Source organism: Caenibacillus caldisaponilyticus (assembly GCF_002003465.1).
GTDB classification, from domain to species: Bacteria; Bacillota; Bacilli; order Bacillales; family Sporolactobacillaceae; genus Caenibacillus; species Caenibacillus caldisaponilyticus.
The window spans coordinates 1-20943 of record NZ_BDDQ01000026.1; the positions used below are offsets into that span (position 1 = coordinate 1).

Annotated in this window: 17 protein-coding genes; 10 read left to right on the top strand and 7 right to left on the bottom strand. The window is 52.0% G+C overall.

All coding sequences use genetic code 11. From position 1 onward, the window contains the following. Positions 1-331: 331 nt before the first annotated feature. Positions 332-1354, bottom strand: coding sequence for a glycosyltransferase family 2 protein (locus CCB157_RS08260; RefSeq protein ID WP_193432278.1), 1023 nt, complete (start codon positions 1352-1354; stop codon positions 332-334). A 771-nt stretch (positions 1355-2125) separates the two neighbouring features. Here CCB157_RS08260 and CCB157_RS08275 point away from each other — a divergent pair. From CCB157_RS08275 to CCB157_RS08290, 4 genes are all read left to right on the top strand, one after another. Then, on the top strand, positions 2126-3625 hold the full coding sequence (locus tag CCB157_RS08275; RefSeq protein ID WP_077615443.1) for an amidase: 1500 nt from the start codon (positions 2126-2128) through the stop codon (positions 3623-3625). A 433-nt stretch (positions 3626-4058) separates the two neighbouring features. After that, the gene (locus CCB157_RS08280) at positions 4059-5354 is read left to right on the top strand and encodes an Nramp family divalent metal transporter (protein WP_077615444.1); all 1296 of its coding nucleotides are present in this window, start codon (positions 4059-4061) and stop codon (positions 5352-5354) included. Positions 5355-5453: 99 nt separating this feature from the next. Further along, positions 5454-5720 (top strand): hypothetical protein, encoded by a 267-nt coding sequence (locus tag CCB157_RS08285; protein WP_077615445.1) that lies wholly within the window; start codon positions 5454-5456, stop codon positions 5718-5720. A 206-nt stretch (positions 5721-5926) separates the two neighbouring features. Next, entirely contained in the window at positions 5927-6619 is a 693-nt protein-coding gene (locus CCB157_RS08290) for a Crp/Fnr family transcriptional regulator (protein ID WP_077615446.1), read from the top strand. 15 nt (positions 6620-6634) lie between these two features. Here CCB157_RS08290 and arcC read toward each other — a convergent pair whose 3' ends face one another. From arcC to arcA, 4 genes are all read right to left on the bottom strand, one after another. Further along, the gene (gene arcC, locus CCB157_RS08295) at positions 6635-7585 is read right to left on the bottom strand and encodes a carbamate kinase (protein WP_077615447.1); all 951 of its coding nucleotides are present in this window, start codon (positions 7583-7585) and stop codon (positions 6635-6637) included. Between the two features lie 23 nt (positions 7586-7608). After that, positions 7609-9030: an arginine-ornithine antiporter gene (arcD, locus tag CCB157_RS08300; protein WP_077615448.1), complete on the bottom strand. Its 1422-nt coding sequence runs from the start codon at positions 9028-9030 to the stop codon at positions 7609-7611. Between the two features lie 89 nt (positions 9031-9119). After that, entirely contained in the window at positions 9120-10115 is a 996-nt protein-coding gene (argF, locus tag CCB157_RS08305) for an ornithine carbamoyltransferase (RefSeq protein ID WP_077615449.1), read from the bottom strand. Positions 10116-10150: 35 nt separating this feature from the next. Then, positions 10151-11383 carry an arginine deiminase gene (gene arcA / locus CCB157_RS08310; protein WP_077615450.1) on the bottom strand — a complete coding sequence of 411 codons (1233 nt, stop codon included), beginning with the start codon at positions 11381-11383 and terminating at the stop codon, positions 10151-10153. A 998-nt stretch (positions 11384-12381) separates the two neighbouring features. Between arcA and CCB157_RS08315 the strand changes: the two genes are divergently transcribed. From CCB157_RS08315 to CCB157_RS08335, 4 genes are all read left to right on the top strand, one after another. Next, entirely contained in the window at positions 12382-13236 is an 855-nt protein-coding gene (locus tag CCB157_RS08315; protein ID WP_077615451.1) for a helix-turn-helix transcriptional regulator, read from the top strand. Positions 13237-13292: 56 nt separating this feature from the next. Further along, positions 13293-13670: a VOC family protein gene (locus CCB157_RS08320; RefSeq protein ID WP_077615452.1), complete on the top strand. Its 378-nt coding sequence runs from the start codon at positions 13293-13295 to the stop codon at positions 13668-13670. Positions 13671-13800: 130 nt separating this feature from the next. Further along, positions 13801-15459, top strand: a complete 1659-nt coding sequence (locus CCB157_RS08325) for an FAD-binding dehydrogenase (RefSeq protein WP_077615453.1) — start codon at positions 13801-13803, stop codon at positions 15457-15459. A 368-nt stretch (positions 15460-15827) separates the two neighbouring features. Next, positions 15828-16652, top strand: a complete 825-nt coding sequence (locus tag CCB157_RS08335) for a cobalamin-binding protein (protein WP_077615455.1) — start codon at positions 15828-15830, stop codon at positions 16650-16652. Here the strand turns inward: CCB157_RS08335 and CCB157_RS08340 are convergent. Then, complete coding sequence (locus CCB157_RS08340) at positions 16616-17290, bottom strand: Dph6-related ATP pyrophosphatase (RefSeq protein WP_077615456.1); 675 nt, start codon at positions 17288-17290, stop codon at positions 16616-16618. The two genes, CCB157_RS08335 and CCB157_RS08340, sit on opposite strands and share 37 nt — an antisense overlap. A gap of 409 nt (positions 17291-17699) precedes the next feature. On the opposite strand from CCB157_RS08340, the gene CCB157_RS08350 reads away from it, so the two are divergent. Together CCB157_RS08350 and CCB157_RS08355 are read left to right on the top strand one after the other, a co-directional pair. Then, positions 17700-18110: a hypothetical protein gene (locus tag CCB157_RS08350; protein ID WP_077615458.1), complete on the top strand. Its 411-nt coding sequence runs from the start codon at positions 17700-17702 to the stop codon at positions 18108-18110. Positions 18111-18377: 267 nt separating this feature from the next. Further along, positions 18378-19133, top strand: coding sequence for an alpha/beta hydrolase (locus CCB157_RS08355; RefSeq protein ID WP_077615459.1), 756 nt, complete (start codon positions 18378-18380; stop codon positions 19131-19133). 133 nt (positions 19134-19266) lie between these two features. On the opposite strand, the gene CCB157_RS08360 is transcribed toward CCB157_RS08355, so the two are convergent. Next, a partial coding sequence (locus tag CCB157_RS08360; RefSeq protein ID WP_193432279.1) for a glycoside hydrolase family 70 protein occupies positions 19267-20943 on the bottom strand: 1677 nt, incomplete at its 5' end.

The window sequence follows — 20943 nt, forward strand, 5'->3', positions numbered from 1 at the left end:
ATGCTTGCCGATCGATCAGCCTCGCGTATGAGAACTCATCCGGTCCGTGGGCTGCCTGGAACTGCTCATTTCCAGCACGGGGATCCGGAGGAACGGCCTACGGGTTAGACGTTCAAGCAAGAACCTGGGGATGCAGACTTTATAAGTAGTCATCGCTACAAGGAGAGTAAGCATTGACCCAAACGATCCTAAGACCATTATCCGGGAACATCGCGAAGCGTCCAAGTCCGAAATTTGTATTCCGGGCGAGCCCGGAATACAAAACCTATATTCACTTGTCAATGTGCAAAAATGAACTGGAAATTGACATCAACCATGGATTTGAAACTTATTATACGAGGAGAATCATCAAGAAAAACAGCACGGATAAAAAAGGCAACAACGGATTGATGAGGCCGAAACAGCCGATAAATTGATTTAAATAAAGTATATGAACGACATACAACAAAAAGCCGATGAACAAAGGGTAAAAAAACGATGTGTGGATTATAAAAAACCAGGATTGGGACAAGATCATGCCGATGAACCATAAAACGATCAACGCCAATGTCCCGGGACTCAACTGCGACGGGCTTAAAACCGCGCCTTTGGCAAAACCCTCCAACTCACTTTTCCAGCCATTGGGATACATCCGGAAGGCGACGAGGCCTTTGCCGATATAGTTCGTCACGGCAATGCCGGCCTTTTGGAATCGCGCTCCCAAATTGAGGTCGTCCAACATTTGCGACTTAATGCTTTCATGTCCGCCGATTTTTTCATAATCCGCTCGTGTTGCGACAATACAAGACCCGTACAGCCCTTTGTTTACATTCTTCTCTTCAAAGGGCGAAGTGAAGGCAAACACGCCCAAAATATTCGGGATCATGGCCAACCGTTCGTAAAATTTTTCCGTCACATGGTAGGGGACGACCGAGATGACGCCTCCCCGCCTGTTTCGCTCCCCGATCAACAGCCGCAAAGCCTCCGGTTTTAAACGCACATCGGCATCGAGAAAAACCAGGATGTCTCCCGCCGACCGCAAATAACCGTTCCACACGGCCCACGTTTTCCCGGTCCAGCCTTCGGGAAGATCGGATAGCGAAAAAACCTTCGCGGAATAGCGCGCGGCCACTTCTACCGTGCGATCCACGGAATGATCGTCGACGACGATGATTTCATCGGGCATGAGCGTCTGCTTTCTTAAAGATTCCAATAAAGCGGGAAGATTCTTTTCTTCATTTCTCGCGGGAATGATGACCGATATTTTGCCGGATTTTTCAAAAGGCACTCCGGTGTCCGGAATCGTCTTTTTCCGAAAGAGAAACATGCCCGAGATGACCCCGAGACAGATGAGGAAAAACGGAATCCATTCCATGCTTCATCCCTTTTCTCCAATCGTTTTGATCGCTAAAAATCGATTGAGGACTTTGATCTTTTTCGAGTGTCTTAGATAGTTTATTATAGAATATTTCGGATAAAAAAGGAAAAAAATGAATTTCTCTGACTTTTTTCGGAATCAGAAACGGGCCGGACGGATGGCGAGGGCAGAGCCGGAGTTCGCCTTGTTGGTTGCCGCCGCCTTGATCGCCGGCTCGCGCGTGGAAACAAGGAAACCGGCGCCTCTTATGGAAAATGCCTATAAAACTTATTTAAAGACGGCGGAAAGGCACGGTTTAGCTTACGCCTAACTGGTAAAAACGAAAGAAGCCCGGCCAAACGGCGATATAGCTTTTTAAAAGAGGGTCGTCAAATAGTAGATAAACATCATCGTCCACAAAATAAAAACAACGAGCGCCATGCCGGCATAGACTTTATGACCGGACCTCTTTTGGTGGACAAACGTTGCGATAAATAAAAAAAGAAGCAAAAGGTTGGCCAAGATTTTCGATGCCACTTGATTAACGAAGAAAGAACGGACACCAAGATACATATTAAAAGGACCATCACATCCATCACGTTTTCTCCCTCTTTGGCCAGCAAAACTTTGTTGATTTCCAATGAATTGTACGCGGCTATTGGCCAGCCGGATTCAAAAATTTCCAAAAAATATATAACCGTTCAAGATCCACCATTTCTTCTAAAAAACAAGGATGCCGCGCCGCTCATGGCGAATTATTCCTAAAAACACGCCTTTGGGGGGACGCAGATGCGCGGTTTCAATTATGCCGATTATGATGGATTGGGGCTGGCCGAACTGGTCAAAAAGAAGGAAGTCCGGCCGATCGAACTCGTCGAAGCGGCCATCGAGCGGATCGAAGCCCTCAATCCGCAATTCAATGCCGTGATCCATAAAATGTACGACCAAGCCCGGGCACAAGCCGAAACGCTTCCCGACGGGCCGTTTGCCGGCGTACCGATGTTATTAAAGAACATTACGCAAGAAATTAAAGGGGAGCCGACGACCTTCGGATCGAAAGCACTAGCCGGCTACCGGGCGAAAGAAGACTCCCATTACGTCAAAAAGCTCAGAGAAGCGGGCGCCGTCTTTCTCGGCATCACCAACACCCCCGAATTCGGGCTCGTTGCCGTGACCGAGCCCGCACACTACGGGCCGACGCGCAACCCATGGAATCCCGATTATACGCCGGGCGGATCGAGCGGCGGCTCGGCGGCGGCCGTCGCTTCCGGCATGGTTCCGATTGCCGGAGCGAATGACGGAGGCGGTTCCATCCGCATTCCGGCCGCGTATTGCGGGCTCTTCGGCTTGAAACCGACGCGCGGGCGGACGCCGGTCGGACCGAGGGTGGGCAGGCAGTGGCAAGGCGCCGCCGTCGAGCACGTGCTGACCCGGAGCGTCCGCGACAGCGCGGCAATGCTGGATGTCCTGAAAACGTATGAAAAAACGGCGGCCTACCATGCCCCGGCCTACGAAGGCAGCTATCTCGAACTGTCGCAAACGCCGCCCAAAAAAAGGTTCCGCATTGCTTTTTCCCTTCAATCTCCTCTCGGAACGGAGGTCGAACCGGAATGCCGCGAAGCCGTTTTAAAAACCGCAAAGCTTTTGGAATCCATGGGCCACGCGGTTGAAGAAAAAGAAGCGCCGGTCGACGGGCGAAAGATCGCAGCCGCCTACATGTCTCTCTACTTCGGCGAAGTCGGCGCAACCCTCGATGAACTGGAAGAAGCGCTTGGCCGCAAAGCGCGACACGACGATGTCGAGCCGACGACGTGGTTTTTGGGACAGCTCGGAAAAGCCGTGTCCGCGAAAGACTTCGTGCTCGGACTGCGCGAATGGGACAAAGCGGCCCATCAAATGGAAACGTTTCATGAAACCTATGATTTTTATCTCACGCCGACGACGGCCTATAAGCAAGCCAAAATCGGCGAACTCGGTTTGAGCCGCGCGGAACAATTCAGCTTGCATGTGGCGAGGGTGCTGCATTTAGCGGGATGGCTCCAGCGTTTGGGCATCGTTGATCGACTCGTTGAAAAAAACCTGATGCGTACGCCGTTCACGCAGCTCGCCAATCTCACCGGCCAGCCGGCGATGTCGGTGCCGCTTCATCTCACGGAAAGCGGGCTTCCTGTCGGGGTCCAATTTATGGCCGCCAAAGGGCGCGAGGATTTGCTCCTTCAGCTCGCCGGCGAACTGGAAAAAACGGATCATTGGGTGGACATCCGAAAGAACAAAAGGCTTTTCGGATGAACGGCCCTGTGCATTGAATGTCTCACCGTAAGAACCGATGTCTCTGATTCGAGGAGGCATCTTTTTTATTTGCCGTTAAGAGATGGCCGCCCGGCCGGAACGACAACAACAATTTGGCGCCGCCTTAGGATGACCAAGGCTTACACTTTCGTTTTTCCCGCAACGCTTGATCGAAGGCGCGCTTGAAAAAGACCGAGCCGTCATGCGCTGAAATGGCTTTCAAGAGCGTGATGTTCCGTCGCATCCATTTTTCAGTCTTTTGCCAATGAACGATTAACGATAGCCACTACTTTTTTGCCCATGAAAAAATTTATTGACATATTTATTTGCGGATACATATAATTAGTTCAGAGCAATAAAGTTGCATTAGGGAAAAATTATGTCCATCGGCAAAAAGAGCTTGAAAATATCATGGCAAACGGAGGATAGCCTTATGAATATCGAACAGGCGGCTCAACCGGCGGGGAACCGAAACCGTTCCCTGCAAAAAATCGCGGCGGCTTCATTAAAAGGGGAGACGCGGGGCTTCAAAAAGATCCTGCCATTTCTGGGGCCTGCCTTTATTGCGGCGGTGGCCTACATTGATCCCGGAAACTACGCCACAAATATCTCCGCGGGATCCCAGTACGGCTATACCCTGTTATGGGTGATTTTGGCTTCAAATTTAATGGCGGTTCTCATTCAAACGATGTCCGCGAAGCTAGGCATTGCCACAGGGAAAAACCTGCCTGAGGTTTGCCGGGACCATTTTTCGAAAGCCGCCTCCTTCTTTTTATGGATTCAAGCCGAACTGGTCGTGATGGCGACCGATCTGGCCGAATTTATCGGCGCGTCTCTCGGATTGTATTTAATCTTTAAAATCCCCATGGTGACGGCGGCTTTGATCGCGGCGGCCGGGTCATTTGTGATTTTGGAAATACAAAGGCGCGGGATCCGGCCTTTAGAAGCGATCATTACCGGAATGATTTTTGTGGTCGTCATTGCCTTCGGCGTTCAGGTGTTTTTTGCGCAGCCTGACGCGGGACCGATGTTGTCCGGGCTGTTGACGCCTAAATTCGACGGCATTGACAGCGTGCTGTTATCGGCCGGGATGCTTGGGGCGACCGTGATGCCCCATGCGATTTACCTGCATTCGGGCCTCACGCAGAAGCGGATCATCGGAAAAACGGAAACGGAACGGAAAAAGATATTTCATTTTGAAGTCGTTGATGTCGTCATTGCGATGGTGATCGCCGGCGGAATCAACGCGAGCATGCTGATCGTGGCGGCGGCTTTATTTAACAAAGCCGGCATTAAAGTCGAGGACCTTGACGTCGCTTTTTATCAATTTGACCATTTGCTCGGTTCTTTTGCCGCCATCTTATTTGGGGTCGGTTTGCTGTCGGCCGGTTTATCGAGTTCAACGGTCGGTACGATGTCGGGGGATATCATCATGCAGGGGTTCATTCGGAGGAGAATCCCGATCTACCTGCGGCGATGCATTACGATGATTCCGCCGTTAACCATCATTTTGTTGGGGATTAACCCGACGAAAGCATTGGTGATGAGCCAGGTCATCTTATCATTCGGCATTGCTTTCGCCTTAGTTCCATTAATCGTTTTCACAAGCAATAAAAAAATCATGAAATCGCTCGTTAACCGGAAAATAACGACCATTATCGCTTGGTTGATCGCCGTTCTAATCATTGCCTTAAATTTATTTTTGCTCTACCAAACCATTTTTGGCTGAATCATTCACGGCCCATTTCCACGAACGCATCAAATATTTTGGAAAAAAGCGGGTTCAAGCCCTTTGGAGCATCATGGAGCGCTTCAAAGGGCTTGATTTATGATGGCAGAAATCTGGATGAATGCTTTTCTATGGACGATATCCCATGCCCTGGCACATCCGCAGCAATTGCCCCCAAAACTCCTTTTGGTTGAAAGAAAAAGGGGATTCCTTTCAAGCGGTTTTATTATTTCGCTGCATCAATCGCGGCTCTTGGGGAATCGCCGCGAACGCCTTCCCAACCCATTTCTCTTGATCTACCGCCGCCTCGAAACCAGAGATCCTTATTTCAGTAAAGGTTTTATCGCATTTGAATTGAGGATGTAGGGGGTCCGTTGGCCTCCAACAAAACCGAATCCGTCGAGCGGCCATCCCGATGCCGGTTGTCAAAAAAATATCATAAAGCCGGCAAATCGATGAAAGTTTTTCAACGATCGAGCCGGGGGCGGGGCAGACTCATGTGATCGATGTCATATGAAAGCGCTATGATTTCATTCATAAATAAAGTAGAACCATTCGAGGGGGGATAGGCGATGCGCACGGCGACACCTATATTGGAGGAACATGGCCTTTATCGGTTCCCGGTTTTCCGCGGGCTCTCTGAAGCGCGCCTGCAAGAGATCATGAAATACGCTTTTTTCCGGAAGTATCGCAAGGGCCAAATCCTTTTTATGGAGGGGGATCCGCGGGATCGGATCTATTTCTTGCTGAACGGTTATATCAAGCTGGTCAGCATGAACGAAGACTATTCCAACCATCTCTTCTTGTATCTTAAACCGTACTGCATGTTCCCTTACATCGGTCTGTTCAACGACAAGGATTACCGTTTTTCCGGAGAAGCCGTCACCGACGTCGAACTGCTCTACGTCCCGACGGTCAAATTTGAACAGCTGATCCGCAGCGACAACGATGCCTTGATCAATTTGATCCGCATCATGGGCGACAAGATGCATGAACATGAAATACGGCTCCAAAATCTGATCAAAATGCACGCCACGGATCGGGTGCGGCACTTGATCAGCCTTCTCATCCAGGACCTCGGCGAGAAAACGGGGGCCGGCACCATCCGCATCCCTTGTCCGCTGACCACGACCGACCTGGCTGAAATGGCCGGAACCAGCCGGGAAACCGTCAGTCATACCCTCCAGGAATACAAAGCTTCCGGCAAACTGGTGATGGAATCAAAGATCATCACCGTCACCGATCCCGCGTTTTTTATCCTATGAAGGATTGTTTTTCTCTTAACTGCGGGCAGAGATTCGCGTGCCCGCTTTTCCTTGCACGGCTTCAAAACCTTTTTCAAGAGACGTGATGATGGAGATCCGGCCGGGTTTCGATTCGGCAAACTCGATGGCGGCTTCCACTTTCGGCAGCATGCTTCCCGGTGCGAAGTGGCCTTCTTGGATGTACTGCTTCAGTTGATCGGTCGTGACCTCATCCAGATCCGATTGATTCGGTTTTCTGAAATTGATGGATACCTTTTCGACCGCCGTCAGGATGAGCAGGATATCCGCATCGATTTCCGCGGCCAATTTGGAGGCTCCCAAATCCTTGTCGATGACGGCTTCAATCCCTTCAAACGATCCGTCTTCCCGACGAATGACCGGAATGCCGCCACCGCCCGCGCAAATCACGATATGACCGGCATTCACCATGTCGTCGATGATGTCTTTTTCGATAATATCGACGGGGCGTGGCGAAGGAACGACTCTTCTCCAGCCGCGACCGGAATCCTCTTTAAAAATATATCCTTTTTCTTTCATGATTTCCCGCGCTTCCTCTTCCGTATAAAAAGGCCCGATCGGCTTGGTCGGATTTTCAAACGCGGGGTCTTTGGGGTCTACCACCGTTTGCGTAATGATTTTCGCCGCCCGCTTCGAAATGCCGGCGTCGAGCAATGCTTTGTCAATCGCCTGTTGCAGCCAATATCCGATCATCCCTTGGCTCATGGCGCCGCATGTGTCGAGCGGCATCGCCGGCGTTTTTTCCGAGGCGGCTTTCTCTTGTTGTAAAAAGATATTGCCGACTTGCGGGCCATTGCCATGGGTGACCACGACTTCATATCCCGCTTTGAAAAACTCAAGCAACTGTTCCGCCGTTTGCCGACAGACCATTTGTTGGGCTTCGGCCGTCGCCGGTTGATTGGCTTTCTGTATGGCGTTTCCTCCAAGTGCAATAACGACTTTTTTCATTCCGTTTTCCTCCCGTCACGCCGTTAAATTGAAATGGTCCCGTTCGTCAAAAGAATGATGGAGACGATGGCCATGGCTAGAATGACAATCGCAAGCACCAGTTCATAGCCTTTGAACGCCTTCGCCTCTTGCTCCTTGCGCGCTTGCATGTAGAACACGATGCCCGCCGCATACAGAATGGACACCACAAGCAAATACGATAACCCCGCGCCGTAAATCAGCCAGATCGCGTATAAGGTCGCCACGATGCCGACCAACAGATCCTTGCCGCGGCGTTCATCGGAACCGTAGCTTTCGCCGGTGTAGGCCAACTTCAGTTGGTACAAGGCGGAGAGCAGATAGGGCAACAGAATGGCTACGCTGGCCATGGAGTACAGAAATTCATAGGTCGATTCGGAAAAGAGCACCAACAAAAGGCAAGCTTGAACTAAGCCGTTGGTCAACCACAGCGAAGCGCTCGGACTATGATTTTGGTTCTCCTTGGTCAGCCATTTCGGCAACACGCCGTCTTTGGCGGCCACATAGGGGACTTCCGCAGAGAGCATCGTCCAGCCCAACCAGGCGCCGAGAAGCGAGATCACTAGACCCAGGTTGATCACGGACGCGCCCCATTTTCCGACGATCGATTCCAACACGTAAGCCATCGAGGGGGTATTCAGCTTCGCCAAATGCGGTTGGCTTATGGCGCCGAGCGCTAATACAGAGACCAAGATGTAGATGATCAAGACGCTCAACAGCCCCAACACGGTCGCTCTGCCGACATCTCGGTATTCTTTTGCCCGCCCGGACAAAACGACCGCGCCTTCCACCCCGATGAAAACCCACAGGGTGACGAGCATGGTGCTTTTGACTTGACCGACGACTTGACCCCAGCTAAATCCGCCTTTTCCCCAAAAGTCCGTCAGAAACACATGGGTATTGAATGCGAATATCATTACAATGATGAATAGGAAGAGGGGAACCAATTTGGCGATCGTCGTGATGGTGTTCACTAAAGCCGCTTCCTTGACCCCTCTTAAAATCAGGGTATGAACGATCCACAGAAGGATGGAAGCACCGATGACAGAGGCCAAGTTATTGCCTTGTCCAAAAACTGGGAAGAAATAACCAAGCGCACTGAACAACAGGGTCGCATAGGCGACGTTCCCCAGCCAGGCGGAGAGCCAGTAACCCCAAGCCGAGTTAAACCCGAGATATTCTCCAAAACCGGCTCTGGCATAGCTGTAAATGCCGCCTTCCAGTTCAGGTTTTCGCAACGTCAAGTTTTGATAGGCCAGGGCCAAAGCGATCATCCCGATGCCGGTGATGATCCAACCGATGATGACGGCGCCGCTGTTGGCGCCGGCCGCCATGTCGCTCGGCAGGTTAAAGGCCCCTCCGCCGATCATGGACCCCACGACAAGGGCAATCAGCGAAAACAGCCCCAGTTTATTATCGTTTTTCATAAAAATCCCACTCCTTCTGGTTTTGACAAACCATTGGCCAGGGGAGGCGGGCGTTCCCCGTTGCGGGAGAACCCCCGCCGGCAAAGCCGTTAGATGGTGGCCGCCATGACGGCTTTAATGGTGTGCAGCCTGTTTTCCGCTTGATCGAATACCAACGAATGTTTGCTTTGGAAGACTTCGTCCGTCACTTCCATTTCTTTTAATCCGTATTCTTCGTAAATCTTGCGGCCGATTTCGGTTTCTAAATCATGGAACGACGGCAAGCAGTGCAGGAAAATGACGTCCGGATTGCCCGTCTTGCGAATCATTTCCATGTTGACTTGGTATGGTTTCAGAAGGCGGATGCGTTCGGCAAAAAGCGCTTCTTCGCCCATGGACACCCAGACGTCGGTATAGATCACGTCCGCGTCTTTAACGCCTTCTTCAATGTCTTCCGTCAGGGTGATGACGGCGCCGGTTTCTTCGGCAATCTGCTTGGCGCTTTTCACCAATTCCTCTTCCGGCCAGAGCTGTTTCGGGCCGACGATCCGGAAGTCCATGCCCATTTTGGCGCTCCCGATCATCAGCGTGTTGCCCATGTTGTTCCGGCCGTCACCGACATAAGCCATTTTGATGCCGCGAAGGCGGCCAAAATGTTCCAAAATGGTGAGGAAGTCGGCGAGAATTTGGGTCGGATGATATTTGTCGGTTAAACCGTTCCAGACGGGAACGCCGGCATGTTTCGCCAGTTCCTCGACCGTTTCGTGCTTAAATCCGCGAAATTCGATGCCGTCAAACATCCGGCCCAACACCTTGGCCGTGTCGGCAATCGATTCTTTTTTGCCGAGCTGGATGTCATCTTTGCCAAGGTACTCGGGGTGGGCGCCCAAATCGACGCTGGCGACGACAAAGGCACAGCGCGTACGCGTGGACGGTTTTTCAAACAGCAACGCGATGTTCTTGCCGTCAAGGAGTTTCGGCAACACCCCGGCATATTTTTGCGCTTTCAATTGTTTGGAGAGGTTCAGCAAATACCACAGTTCTTGCGGGGTGAAATCTTCGAGCTTCAGAAAATGCCTTCCTTTCAGGTTGATCGCCATTTCCATCACTCCTCGATTTATTTACTCTGTTCAATCGATCCTCAGAGGTCGTCGCGAATCAACGGCATGGTCATGCAGCGCGGACCCCCGCGGCCGCGGGACAATTCGGAACTGGATACTTCAATCACTTCGACGCCATGCTCGCGAAGCAATTGGTTGGAGACATAGTTGCGGTCGTAAGTCACCACCACACCGGGGGCGATCGCCAAGGTGTTCGAACCGTCGTTCCATTGCTCGCGCGCCGCCGCGATGGAATCGTTGCCGCCGCAAGGAATCAGGACGACGTCCTCCAAACCGAGCACTTCTTTCAGGGTATCGATCAGGTTGTCCCGTTCGGAGATCTTGACGGTTCCTTTTTCCTTACCCGGTTCCAGGATATAGATGCGCATTTCGCCGCGCGGACCCAAAATCGCCGGGTGGACAGTGAATTTGTTGCGGTCCACCATCGTGAAAACAGTATCAAGATGCATGAAGGCACGGGATTTGGGGATTTCCACCGCCACCACTTTTTGAATGTCGTTTTGACCGGCAAACAAATTTAAGGCAAGCTGCTCGATGGCTTGAGCGGTCGATCGTTGGCTGACCCCCACGGCCAAGACGTGTTTGCTGAGCACCAATTGGTCGCCGCCTTCCATCGGGAAGCGGAAATCGCGATTAAACCAGACAGGAATGTCGTGCTTGGCGAAACGCGGATGATATTTGATAATGTACTCCATGAACAGCGACTCGCGCCTGCGCGCCCCGAAGTGCATGCGGTTGATGGAAATTCCGTTTCCGATCACGGCGGCCGGATCGCGGGTGAAATACAAGTTGGGCATCGGGTCGAGATAGAACGGATAGTGGTCCTCCATCATTTCGTAGAGATGGGTTTTCTTTTCTTCCTTGATTTCGCTTTTCCGGATGCCTGCCATGACCTTCTCGACCAGCTGGTCGTTGGGCAGGGACAACAAGTATTCTTTTAAGTAGTAAAACGAACTGGTGACGTTGGCTTTGCTTTCATTCAGGATGTCTTCGACAAACCGTTCACGAATCTCGTTGTCACGCAAAGCCTCTGCCATGAGGGTTTCCAGATACACCACTTCGATGCCGCGGTTGCGGAGCGTCTGGGCGAAATAATCATGTTCCTTTTGAACCGCCGGCAAATAGGGAATATCATCGAAGAGAAGCCGTTCCAGATACTCCGGGGTCAAATTCTCCACTTCTTTACCGGGCCGATGCAAAAGAACGGTGCGAAGCTCACCGATTTCGGATGTGATGTGCAGAGGATGTAGCATCATAAACCCTCCTTGCCGCTGGATTTAAGGCACGTTCCTTACCTTTTGAGTTTTCCTTGCGCGTCTTGATGTTATGCAACGCCGTTTTTCGTATTTCAGGAACGTTCCTTTACCTTGAGTATAGGCTGTTGAACCGTGTCGAATTGTGAAGGACAAAACACCCCAACTGTGAAATTTTCCATAATTATGCTGTTGCTTTTGCCTCATATCTACAGAAAATGACGGCTGCCGCTGACCAGCCGGAGGGATTCAATGAAAGCCGTCCCGAATTCAACGAGAACGCGAAAAAATTCGATGAAACTCACGGTGAATTCAACGGAAACCACGATCAATTCAACGAAAACCGAAAGGGATTCAACAAATCTATATATTCAGACATTTTGAGCGCATCATGGGCCGGACCTGCGCGGAAAAGTTCCCTCTGTCTGAACCGCCGTTTACTCATAGGAACGAAAACAACAGACTACGAGAAATACAATGCCTTTACAGAGAAGAAAGGGCACATTTTATCTTCGTGGCGATAGCCCCCGTATAATAAAGACACCTGCAAAGAAAGGCGATAAACGGTCTTCTGCAGGTCAAACATCCGCTGCGCCTCATAGATCGAAACGCCGTCCATCCGTTATCGCCCATCAACGGTGTGGCTCCTGCATTCGCCCCGATTGAAGCCGCTTCATAGGTCATATCAACGGGTTTCAACGATGGGCTCTCCGTATTTTTAGCCATGCTTACCCGAGTCAATATTGCCCAGGAAATTCATGGGTCATGCCCGCCGGCTATCTATGAAGACCGTCTCCTTAACATTCGAAAGGATTTTCTTATATTGACGCGTTTGAGGTTTTATTGTATAGTTCTGTCTCACAGAATTTAAAAAATGTTCACGCGATCCGGCTACACGAAACCGGTTGGCCGCAGTTTTTCATCCCGTTTAGGATGGGCGAAAGGGCGGCCGATTGGTTGTGCCTGTCTAAATTTCTATTACGCTTGGAGCGAATGCCATGAGCGATCCATCCTCATCGAACTTTGTGTTGCACGCCAAAAGCGATCAATTTTATTGGGAAGGCACAGGGCAGCTTTCCATCAAAACCTTTACCAACGGAAGGGCATATTACAAAACCCATCGCGGCTATTTCGCAGTGGAAGAGGCGCGATACCTTTTGCTCAATGAAGGGCCCTATGCGATTACCATCGATGAAGAGCACGAGGTCGAATCGTTTTGCATCTTTTTCAGAGACGGATTTGCCGAGGACGTGCACAGCAGTTTGCAAGCCGCGCCGGACAAGCTACTCGCCGATCCGTTTCACCATTCAAGAACCGTCGGCTTCTTTGAAAAAACCTATCACCTCAACCCGACGCTTTCCCGACTGCTTCAACAATTGAAAAACGGTTATTCGACCCAGGATGCCCTTTGGAAAGAGGAGCAATTTTACAAGATCATGCGCGCGCTTTTAAACGTCCATCACGACGTCCTGAAAGACGTGCAATCATTAAAGGCCGTTCGCTATTCAACGCGTGAAGAAATCTACCGGCGGATCAGCCTCGCCCATGAATATATCCAGGCTTTTTATGCGCGGCCGATCATGCTGCGGGACATCGCCCAAGCCGCCGGTCTATCGCCGAATCACCTTTTAAGATGCTACGCCGAGATCTATGGAAAGACCCCACACGAGCACATCACGGAACTCCGCATCGCCAAGGCCAAACAACGATTGAGCCAGCCCGACTGCCGCTTGATCGACATCGCGTTTGAAATCGGCTTGAATCATCCCGCTTCATTCAGCAAGCTGTTCAAACAACACGTCGGCCTCTCGCCCATGCAATTTCGAAAAAAGGTGATTTTGGAAAAGAAATGATGACCGTCCTTCCCGTATGATGAAAAGGACACATCCGCATGATAGGAGGTATGGTAATGAACGGCCGCTCGATTGAAAAAATCGGGCAGATCGGCGTACCCGTTAAAGATTTGAACCGCGCCATTTCGTTTTATAAAGAGCGTTTAGGCCTGCCGCTCTTATTTCAAACGGAGACCATGGCGTTTTTTGATGTCGGCGGCGTGCGCTTGCTGCTCAGCTTGCCCGAAACGGAGGCATTTGCCCACGCCGGGTCGGTGATCTATTTTCAAGTGGAAGACATTCAAGCGACCTACCAATTGATGAAAGAAAAAGGGGTGTCCTTTATTGGCGCCCCGCATCGGATCGCCAAAGTCGGACAAACGGAAACGTGGATGGCCTTCTTTAAAGACAGCGAAGGCAACACCCATGCGTACATGAGCGAGGTCGAGGTTTAATCTGCTGAGGATGCCGATTTAAATCGGCATCCTCTCTTTTTTATGAATGGTTTGATAAAATGGAAAATAGAAACACATTCAACAACATGGCCGAAAAAATCGGTGGACAAATACCAGGGGGAGAAGGGCTATGGACAGATATGACGCCATGGTTGTCGGTGCGGGGCTTGCCGGTTTGGTGGCCACCGCCGAGCTGGCCGATGCGGGAAAGAAAGTCTTGTTGCTTGATCAAGAGCCGGAAGCGTCTTTCGGAGGGCAGGCGTGGTGGTCGTTCGGCGGATTGTTTCTCGTCGATTCGCCCGAGCAACGAAGGCTGGGCATCAAAGATTCACCGGAACTCGCTTGGCAAGATTGGTTGGGCACGGCCGGTTTTGACCGGGAAAAAGACGAAGATTACTGGGCCATAAAATGGGCGGAGGCGTATGTCGCCTTCGCCGCGGGCGAAAAACGGGAATGGTTGCATAAGCTTGGCGTTCGTTTTTTTCCCATTGTCGGCTGGGCCGAGCGCGGCGGGTATCTCGCTGAAGGCCATGGCAACTCCGTTCCGCGCTTTCACATTGTTTGGGGGACCGGTCCCGGCATCGTCAAGCCGTTTGCGGCGAGAGTCCGCGAGGCGATGAAGAAAGGGCTCGTCGACTATCGGCCCCGCCATCGCGTCGACGAGCTCATTACGAAAAATGGCGCCGTCATCGGCGCAAGGGGAGCGGTGCTCGCACCGAGTCCGGCCGCGCGCGGTGAGGCCAGTTCCCGTGAGGCCATCGGAACGTTTGAATGTTATGCCCAAGCCGTTCTGGTCGCCAGCGGCGGCATTGGCGCCAATTTTGAATTAATCCGAAAGAATTGGCCGGCGAGGCTCGGCCAACCGCCGAAAACCATGATTTCCGGCGTGCCGGCCCATGTGGACGGCCGCATGTTAGCCATTGCCGAGAAAGCCGGCGGCCGCATCGTCAACAAAGACCGCATGTGGCACTATACGGAAGGCATTAAAAACTGGAATCCGATTTGGCCGAAACACGGCATCCGCATCCTGCCCGGCCCGTCGTCGATCTGGTTGGATGCCGAGGGACGGCGGTTGCCGGCGCCGTATCTCCCGGGCTTTGACACGTTGGGAACCCTTGAGGCCATCATGAAAACCGGCTATGACTATTCCTGGTTTATATTGACGGAGAAAATCATTAAAAAAGAATTTGCCCTATCCGGATCCGAGCAAAATCCCGATTTGACCGAAAAAAGTTTGCGCCAAGTCTTGCGGCAGCGCGTCTTTTCCGGACCGACCGATCCCGTCAAGGCGTTTATGGAGAAAGGCGAAGATTTCGTCGTTGCCGACAACCTGGAGGACCTTGTCGCCGGCATGAACAAAATCGCTGGGGCGGATTTGCTCGATCCCGCCGCCGTGGCGCGGCACATCAAGGCGCGGGACAGGGAATTGGACAACAAATTTACGAAGGACGTTCAGATCATGGCCATCCGCGACGCCCGCCGGTATCTCGGTGACAAGTTGTCCCGCGTCGCGAAACCGCATAAAATTCTCGATCCGAAAAACGGTCCGCTCATTGCGGTGCGCCTGAACATCCTCACCCGCAAAACGCTGGGCGGACTGCAAACGGATTTATCCGGGCGGGTTCTCGACGCTTCCGGAAATCCGGTTCCCGGCCTTTATGCGGCGGGGGAGGTTTCAGGATTTGGCGGGGGCGGCGTCCACGGCTACCGCTCCTTGGAAGGAACCTTTCTCGGCGGCTGCCTTTTCTCAGGGCGGCAAGCCGGCCGCGCCATGGCGAAAGAAATCTGAATGAAGAAGAGGGGGCTCTTTACACCCCCTTTGCGGACGGCTTTTGTGTGGCGTTGGACTCGAAGCGGACGCCCGGCTCACCGTGCCGAAACTCCTTCGGCGGTCGCCGTCCGCAACGGATGCCTCATCTTCGATCAGCGACGGTTTTTCCTTCCCGTTCAACGGTTTCGCGTCTTCGCGGAGCCGCGGTCCAACAAACGGCACCGATTTCCGGCCGACAACTTCGGCGGACACGGACTTATACTCACGGAGAATCATGCGGGTTGAAGAGATAAGGACGGAACAAGAGGCGAATGAGTGAAGAGGCGGCATACGGAAGATTGAAATCATCTGAATACCGGTTTTTTACGGAGAGGAGAAGATTTGCGATGCGCATCGCTTCGCTCTGCCCGAGCAATACAGAAATTTGCGCATGCCTCGGCCTCACGGAGCAATTGGTCGGCGTGGACCATTACTCCGACTGGCCGAATGAAGTTCGCTCCCTGCCGGACTTAGGCCCCGATTTACAGATTAACATGGAAAAATTAGCGGAGCTGAAGCCGAATCTCATCATTGCTTCCTTAAGCGTGCCGGGGATGGAAAACAACGTCGAAAAACTGGATCAGCTCGGCATTCCGTATATCGTGCTGAATCCGAAGCGTCTCGTGGATATCTATGAAGATATTTTACGGGTCGGCGAAGCCTGTGATTGTTATGGCAACGCGCGCCGGCTCGTCGAAGACATGAAAACACGCGTGGAAGCCGTCGCCGAACGCTGTCCCGACCCACCTGATCCGCCGCGGCTTTATTGGGAATGGTGGCCGCGACCCGTCTTCTCACCGGGCCGCGAGAATTGGTTGACCGACGTGACCCGCATCGTCCGGGCTGAGCATATTTTTGAGGAAGAGCCCGCGCCAAGCGTGCAAAGCGACTGGAAGGCCGTCCGGGAACGCCGGCCCGATTATGTGCTGCTCGTCTGGACCGGCATACCGAAAGAAAAAGTTCCGATCAGCAAGGTTTTGAAGCGTCCCGGCTGGCGGGAAGCGCCTTTCACGGCGCCAGACCGGCTGCACGTTTTGGACGAAGGCTGGTACTGCCGCCCATCCCCTCGCCTCGTCACCGGCCTGGAACATCTCGCCCATCTTTTATATCCGGAGTCCTGCCCGGAAGCGCGGAGCTATTTGTCCTCCTTTTCGATCAGATCACAAAAATAAAAGCGGTGATCGCGGCGGACAATCTCGCCGATTTCAAAGGACACCGGCGCCGAGAACAGCGGGCCGTCATAAACAAAGGAATGAAATTCGCCGTTTTCCCCGCACGGGTCGACGCCATCGGGCAAAGCGTTGAAAAAATCGGCATCCAACGTGCGGCCGACGAACCTTTTATCGAGCACGTCGCCATCCACACAAGTCGTGATGGCCCGATAACCGCGGGCGGACAAATCGCGCACGATTTCCGTTGTAGGCCGTCCCCACAGGGGAAAGACGGCGACCATGCCGGCTCGAGCCAATTGTTTTTCGCGATAGGCTCGAACATCCGCCAGAAAGAGATCGCCAAAAATGACCGTGTCCACGCCTTGGGCTTTATAACGCTCCAGCACTTCCGCCATGCGCGCTTCGTAACTTTCGTTATCGGCGGCTTGCGGAATGGCGACGATGGCGAGCGGCAACCCGATCCGCTCGGCTTGTTTTTCCAGCAACGCCTGGCGGACGCCGTGCATGCTGATGCGCCGGCTGCCTTCCGTCACGGTCGTCAATAAGGCGACGACATCATACCGCCCCTCGCGTCGCACTTGTTCAAGCGCCAGCGCCGAATCTTTGCCGCCGCTCCACGACATCAACGCTTTTTTCATCGGTTGTCACCCCTTTGATTTTCTGCCGCCCCGGTCGCCAATCATCCTGTGGCAGCAGCAACAAGACATTCTTTAAATATATTTCCAGCTTGAGTTTTTTCCGGAAGACGACGGTGGATGGCTTGCATTTATTGATAAGCCATGACATCGGACAGGGCCATTGTATCATTTTTTCGGAATGGGCGGGAAAAAGCAAAAATATGGTTAGGGCGAAAAGCACCTCGCTTTCATTTCTGTTTTTTCCAACGTTGGTTGTCGCCGCGCAACAATGAAGCCGTCTCTTCAAGATCATTTGCCCCTTTTTAGATAGATATTGACGAAATCGGAGAAGGGCACCTCCGGCGAAGCGTTTACAGAGTTTAGGCGTTGTGTTATGAATAGGTAAGAACGTTTGAAAGGGGACAAACCGGTGAAAAAACTGGGCATCGTTTTGTTGATTTTAATTGTGGTGATAGGTGCCGGAAGTTACTTTGCTTACAAGAAGGCCCTAAACGTCGTCGCGGATAAAATGATCGACCAAGTCGCCAATCAATTAACCGATACAGATATTCAACAAATTAAAAACGATCCGGATGTCAAGGCATTTCTCGCCTCAGGCAACCCCAATGACGCCAATCTTCCTTTTACGACGAAAAAAGAGGCGATCCAACGGATCACACAACGATTGTCGATCGGCGATTTGAAAGAATTGGCTTCGATGGCATCCGGCGGTTTGACCGCTGAGGAAAAAGAAAAAATCAAAACCGAATTCGAAAGCAAATTTTCCCCGGAGGAAATAAAAGCCCTAAAAGTCGTGGCTTACAAAGAATTGAACAAATGAGCAACCGTGCGCCGCTTCCCGGCAATGCAAACGCGTCAAAGGGCCGGAAACCTTCAGACTCCGCTCCAAAGAAAATTGCGGGCCCCGGCCCTTTCCGGGGAAAAGAAACCAAGACTTTTCCCGCCCGGCATGCGCCGTTTGCGCCCGCCGAAAAGCTTTAAGCAAGATGCGCGTCGCCCGCGCCTTTGCCCTTTAAGAAGGAAAAGGCAAGCCGCGCACCGAAATAGATATAAATAATGATTTCAAAAAAATATGGAGGTGGGGGCGATGACCGAAACCTATCCGGTGGTAAAGGGTGCGGAGCCGTTTTTCTTTGAAGGAAACGACATCGGAATTTTGGTCTTGCACGGATTTACGGGATCGCCGCAGAGCATGCGCCCGTTGGGGGAAGCCTATCACGAAGCGGGTTACACGGTCTGCGGGCCAAGGCTTAAGGGCCACGGCACGCATTACGAAGACATGGAGAAGACAACTTGCCAAGATTGGATCGATTCGGTCGAAGCGGGTTATGAATGGCTGAAAAACCGATGCGGGACGATTTTCGTCACCGGCTTGTCGATGGGCGGCACGTTGACGCTATATATGGCCGAACACCATCCGGAAATCTGTGGCATCGCGCCCATCAATGCCGCCATTAACATGCCGGCGCTGGCCGGTGCGCTGGCCGGCGTCGGCGATTTGCCGCGATTCCTGGATGCCATCGGTTCGGACATAAAAAAACCGGGCGTGAAAGAACTCGCTTATGAAAAGACGCCGGCGGCCTCTATCCGGCAACTCGTCCAGCTCATGGAACGGGTGAAGACGGATCTCCACAAAATCACCTGTCCCGCCATTTTATTTTGTTCGGACGAAGATCACGTCGTTCCCCCCGACAATGCGCCGTTCATTTACGACCATATCGCCTCGGCGGATAAGGAACTCGTGCGTTTGCCGGACAGCTACCACGTCGCGACGCTCGACAACGACCGGCAAAAAATCATTGATACGTCCTTGGCGTTTTTCAAAAAGCATGCCGACCGTTAAACGAGACGATGCTAAATGTCACTCAGACGGGTTCGGCCGTATGGGACCACCGCTTTCATTCGGATATGCAAATAAAAAGGGACGGGGGTGGCGGCCTTCATCAGGCGCCATCCCTGTCCCCTTCTGCTTCTTATCATCGGACAGTTACGGCAAAATACTTTTTGACGGTATAACCGCCTTGCGTCTTGTAGTAAATGGTGATCGTGGCCTTGCCCGGCCGTTTACCCGTCACCACGCCGGACTTGGAAACCGTGGCGACCCGGGTGTTCGATGACTTGTAAGCGGCTGATTTAATCTTGTCGGTCGATGATTTGATCTGGATCTTAGTACTGTGGCCTCTTTTGACCGTGGCACGGCTGGCTTTGAGCGTCACTTGATTCGCCTTGACATCGATTGGTTTGCTCGAGTAAAGGACAAAGTTGTCTGCTGTGGTGACCGTCGCATAAATGTTCACTTTGCCGGTTTTCTTATTGCCCTTGACATTTCCATATTTATCCACGCTGGCGATGCTCGGGTTCGACGACGTGAACGTCACGGTTTTAATCTTAGAGGCAGAGTTGGTCAATTTCACGCTGAGTTTGACCGTTTTCCCTTGATAATCCGTCTTCGCCGAATTCCACGAAAGGCCCGGCGCCTTATCCTTCGTCGGCACCCAAACGCCCAAATACCCTTTCACCAAAGCATTTGCGGTGCCCTTGACCCGGATCGTCAACACGCCTTTATTGTCGGCCACCAATTTTTCACTATGGAACCCCGTGGCGTCTTTAAAGACTTGGTTGGCGTGCTTGGTGCCCATATCGACTTTGATCGTCGTGTCGGTTTTCGGATTGGTGCCGATGACCGCCGCGACCCCCGTATAGCGGTCTTTCCCGTACCTCACGCTTGCGATGAGATCTTGTCCGGCGGTTTTCGGGGAGGTGTTGGAAGTATAGCCCGTGATTTTCTGGCCGCCGTAAGCGTAGGCTTTCCGCATTTTTAAAAGCTTCGTGATCGGTTCATAGTAAAGGGTCGGCTTCGACATGTATGAGGCGTCGGTCTGGTACAAATCGCCGTAATAGATGGTCGGCACCGTATCTTTATTGGTCAACAAAAAGGCGTACTGGCTGACGACATTGTTCGGCGCGTACTTTTTATCGACCCGCTTCATATCGTCTTCATAAATCGCCAAGGCCTTTTTTTCCGTCTCCTTATCATATAAATCGGCAAATGATTTCGGCGGGGTAGTGGTATACTTTTCCCCCGTTTTAATGCCGTACAAATCCAACATGATGGTGTTGACGCGGTTTTTCTCTTGATCGTGGTTGTTGACAAACGACCAGTTCGGCGTCGCGTGCGCGGAACCCGAGCCGCTCCGGTTCACGACCGAATTGGTGGCAAGCGTGGACAACTTTTGGGATGGCGTCCCCTTGCCCAACGTGTTTTGCAACGTATAATACAGCGCCCAATCCATGGTCAAATGCGGGTTGCCGTTTTCGTTTTCGAATTTTTCCGCCGCGCTGGAATACGATTCGATGTAGCTTAAGTGATTGTTTAAATTGTTTCCGAAATGCGCTTTCATGACATCCGCTTCATCAAGCAGCACTTGCTTGTCGTAATGGCTGGCGGCGTCGATGCGGAACCCGTCAAATTTATAGGTGTCGAGCAACCAATCCATCCAGTGGATTTGTTCTTTTTGCACGGTCGGGTTGGAATTGTCGATATCCAGACCGACCAAAAACTCGTTGTTGCCACTGATGGTGTTATGGATATTATGTTTTGTCCTTCCGTTTTTCTTTACAAACAAAAACTGGTCTTGGTCATCGATGCCCGA